Source organism: Cellulomonas algicola (assembly GCF_003851725.1).
Taxonomy (GTDB): Bacteria; Actinomycetota; Actinomycetes; order Actinomycetales; family Cellulomonadaceae; genus Cellulomonas; species Cellulomonas algicola.
Map to the genome: position 1 here is coordinate 1 of NZ_BHYL01000222.1, position 4273 is coordinate 4273.

Sequence of the window (4273 nt, forward strand, 5' to 3'; positions counted from 1 at the left end):
CGCCGACCGTCTGCGGGCCGCCGCTCTGCAGCAGGTGCAGCAGGTCGACGCGGCTGCCCGAGCCCAGCGTGCGGGCCGCTGCGGTGCGTCGGGACATGCGCCGATCATCGAGGTGGAGTGACGTGCGCGGCTCGGGACCTCGGTCCCATCCGCAGGCCAGGGGCGCAAATCTACGGTCGAGCCGTGAATACTCCTGGCCTGCGCGGACGGACCGCCCTCATGGTCCCCGTCGCGGTCGCCCTGCTCGCGGGGCTCGACGCCGCGCTCGTCCTGCTCGGGCTCCCGGCACCCGTCACGACGCAGCGGTTGCCCGACGTGCACGGCGCGCTCATGGTGCTCGGCTTCGTCGGTGCGCTCGTCGCGCTCGAGCGCGCGGTCGCCGTCGGTCGGCTGCTCGGCTACGCCGCGCCCGCGCTGCTGGGTCTCGGCGGGCTCCTGCTGCTGTCGCCGCTGCCGCTCGTGGCCGGGCGGGTCGCGCAGCTCGGCGGGGCCGTCGCGCTCGTCGGCCTGTACGGCGCGGTGTGGCGGCGCCAGGCCGCGGCCGCGGTCGCCGTGCAGGGCCTCGGCGCGCTGATGGCGGTCGGCTCGGCCGTGCTGTGGCTCGGCGACGTGCCCGTCCCGCGCCTCGTCCCGTGGTGGGTGGGTTTCCTGGTGCTGACCGTCGCGGGCGAGCGGCTCGAGCTCATGCGCGTCGCGGCACCGCCGCCCGTCGCGGAGCGCGGCGTCGTCGGGGCGTCCCTCGCGTTCCCCGTCGCCGCCGCGCTCGCGCTGCTGTGGCCGTCCGTCGGGTACGCCGCCCTCGGCGTCGTGCTGCTCGTGCTCGTCCTCTTCCTCGTCCGGTACGACGTCGCGCGCCGGACCGTGCGGGCCACCGGGCTGCCGCGGTTCATGGCCGTCGCGATGCTCGCCGGGTACGCCTGGCTCGCGGTCGCGGGCGCGCTGTGGCTCGTCGGCGGCCCGCAGCTCGCCGGACCGGGGTACGACGCGGTGCTGCACGCCGTGTTCCTCGGGTTCGTGATCTCGATGGTCATGGCGCACGCGCCCGTGATCCTGCCCGCCGTGCTGCGCCGCCCGCTGCCGTACCGGCCGCTGATGTACGGACCGCTCGTCGCGCTGCACCTCACGCTCGTGCTGCGGGTCGCCGTCGGGGACGCGCGCGACCTGCCGGTCGTCGTGCAGGTCGGCGGCGTCGGCAACATCCTCGCCGTCCTCGCGTTCCCGGTCGTCGCGGCGCTGTCCGCCCGCGCGGCCCGCCGGCCCCGACCCGGTCCGGCGACCGTCGACGGCCACCCCGACCGCCCCGTCGCCGTCACCGCTGACCCGGCGACGGGGCTCCCGACCACCGCGACCGGTGCGGACGAGATCCCGGGCGACGATCGCGCGCCGTCCCGCCCGCCCGCCGCGAGGCAGCGCGCGCAGGCGGGCGCCCCCGGCCGGCCCGACCCCGCGGAGGTGACCGCGTGACCCGGGCGTCGTGGCACCTGCGGGCCAACGCGCTCGTGGGCGCGTGGCTCGTCGCGGCCGTCGCCGCGACGCTCGTGCACCGGAACGTCCCGGCGGCGCCGTGGCTCATGGTGCACCTGCTGCTCCTCGGCGCCGTGAGCACCGCGATCCTGGTGTGGAGCCAGCACTTCGCCGACACGCTGCTGCGCCGACCTGCGCCCGGCGGCCGCCGCGGCCACACCGCCCGGCTGGCGGCCCACACGCTCGGCGCGGTCCTCGTCGTCGCCGGGCTGCTCGCGTCCGTCTGGGCGCTGGTCGTCGCGGGCGGCGTGCTCGTCGCGGCCGGCGCGGTCGCGCACGTCGTCGTCCTCGCGCGGCAGGGCCGCGGTGCGCTGCCGTCGCGGTTCGGGCCGATGGTCCGGTACTACGTCGCGGCGAGCGCGCTGCTCCCGGTCGGCGTCACGCTGGGCGTGCTCATGGCGCGCGGCGACCTGTCCGACGAGGCGCACGGCCGCGCGTACGTCGCGCACGTCGCGCTCAACCTGCTCGGCTGGGTCGGGCTGACGGTGCTCGGCACGCTCGTCGTGCTGTGGCCGACGGTCCTGCACGCCCGGATCGACGAGCGCGCGGAGAAGGCGGCGCCGCGCGCGCTGCCCGTCGTGCTCGCCGGGCTCGCGGTCGTCGGTGCCGGGTCCGCGACCGGGTGGCGCCCGCTCGTCGGCGTCGGCTGTCTCGTCGTCGTCGCGGGCTGCGCCGTCATCGCGCGGTCCATGGCCGACCAGGCGCGCACGGCCGTCCCCCGCACGTACGCGGCGTGGACCGTCGGGGCCGCGGTGCTGTGGCTCGTGGGCTGCACGCTCGCGTACGGCGTCGTCGTCGCGACCGCGCCGTCGTGGGCCGCTGCGGTCGACGACGTCAAGGTGCTCGTCGCGCCCTTCGCGGTCGGGTTCGCCGCCCAGGTGCTCGTCGGGTCGCTGTCCTACCTGCTGTCCGTCGTCCTCGGCGGCGGCCCGTCGACGGCCCGCGCGACCGCCGCCGAGCTCGACCGCGGCGCGCTCGTCCGGCTGGTGCTGGTCAACGGCGGGCTGCTCGTCTACGTCGCCCCCGTGCCTGCTGCCGTCCGGGTCGGGTGCTCGTTCGTCGTGCTCGGCGCGCTCGTGACGTTCCTCGTGCTCGCCGTGCGGGCTGCGCTCGTCGCCCGACGTGCCGCGCCGCCCTCGCCGGTGTCGCGACCGGGCGCAGGCGCGACGTCCGCCGCGACCGAGCCGCGCCCCACCGACGGTCCGAGCCCTCGCGCTGCCGCGTCGGGGTCCGCCCGGGGTGCGACGCGCACGACGGTCGGGTCACAGCATCACCGGTCCGGCGCTGCGGCTGTCGGTGTCGGGGTGCTCGCGCTCGTCGTCGCGGTCGGTGTGGCCGTCGACCCGCCCGCGGCGGGGATCGGCCTCGTGTCCGCCGCCGGCGCGGACGGCGTCGCGCCCACGGGGCGCACCACGACCGTCCAGGTCGAGGCGCGCGACATGCGCTTCTCGCCCGACCGCATCGAGGTACCCGCCGGCGACCGGCTCGTGATCGAGCTCGTCAACGCGGACGACGACGTGCACGACCTCACGCTCGCGACGGGGGCGACGACGGGGCGGGTCACGCCGGGGCAGTCCGCGACGCTCGACGTCGGCGTGGTCGGGCGGTCCGTCGACGCGTGGTGCGCGGTCGCCGGGCACCGGTACATGGGCATGACGCTCGACGTCGTCGCGGTCGGCGGGCCGGTGACGGCGGACGGGGCGGACGGCGCGCACGGCGAGGGCAGCGGCGTCGACCCGACGGGCACCGCGCACGCCGAGCACCCGGGGCACGGCGCACCGGACGGCACCGCGACAGGCCCGTCGGCGGCGGACGACCTGGACCTGATGGCCGCACCGGACGACGGCTTCGTCGCGCGCGACGCCGCGGCACCGCCGTCGGAGGCCGCCGGCCGCACGCACCGCCGCACGCTCACGGTCCGCGAGGTCGAGCGCGAGGTCGCCCCGGGCGTGACGCAGACGCTGTGGACGTTCGACGGCGCCGCGCCCGGGCCGGTGCTGCGCGGCCAGGTCGGCGACCGGTTCGAGATCACGCTCGTCAACGACGGGTCGATCGGCCACTCGATCGACTTCCACGCGGGCGAGCTCGTGCCGGACGACACCATGCGCACGATCGCACCGGGGACGTCCCTCACGTTCTCCTTCACGGCGACGCGCAGCGGGATCTGGATGTACCACTGCTCGACGATGCCGATGAGCCTGCACATCGCGAACGGCATGTTCGGCGCCGTGGTGATCGACCCGCCGGGCCTGCCGCCCGTCGACCACGAGTACGTCGTGGTGCAGTCGGAACTCTACCTCGGGCCGCAGGGCGGCGTCGCGGACCCGGCACGCATCGCGACGCGGGTTCCCGACCTCGTCGTCCTCAACGGCTACGCGCACCAGTACCGCGACCGTCCGCTGCGGGTGACCGCCGGGGACCGCGTCCGGTTCTGGGTCCTCGACGCGGGCCCGAACCTCTCGTCGGCGTTCCACGTCGTCGGGGCGCAGTTCGACTCGCTGTACCGCGAGGGCGACTGGGTGCTGCGCGACGGCGGCTCGACGGGCACGGGAGGCGCCCAGGTGCTGTCGCTGGCTCCTGCCGAGGGCGGCTTCGTCGAGCTGACGATCCCGCAGCCCGGCACCTACCCGTTCGTGTCCCACGCGATGAGCGACGCCGAGGCCGGCGCGTCCGGCCGGCTCGTCGTCACCGCCCCCTGACGCCCGGCGCCGGCGCACCCCCGGGCCGGCGCCGGGCCCGCGGCCGCCCG

Annotated in this window: 2 protein-coding genes; both read left to right on the forward strand. The window is 77.1% G+C overall.

The annotated features are described in order from the left end of the window. The first annotated feature begins 183 nt into the window (after positions 1 to 183). Entirely contained in the window at positions 184 to 1464 is a 1281-nt protein-coding gene (locus CTKZ_RS13940) for a DUF8744 domain-containing protein (protein ID WP_235843484.1), read from the forward strand. Next, complete coding sequence (locus tag CTKZ_RS13945; protein WP_124343511.1) at positions 1461 to 4223, forward strand: multicopper oxidase domain-containing protein; 2763 nt, start codon at positions 1461 to 1463, stop codon at positions 4221 to 4223. The genes CTKZ_RS13940 and CTKZ_RS13945 overlap by 4 nt, the downstream gene beginning before the upstream one ends. Positions 4224 to 4273: the final 50 nt, after the last annotated feature.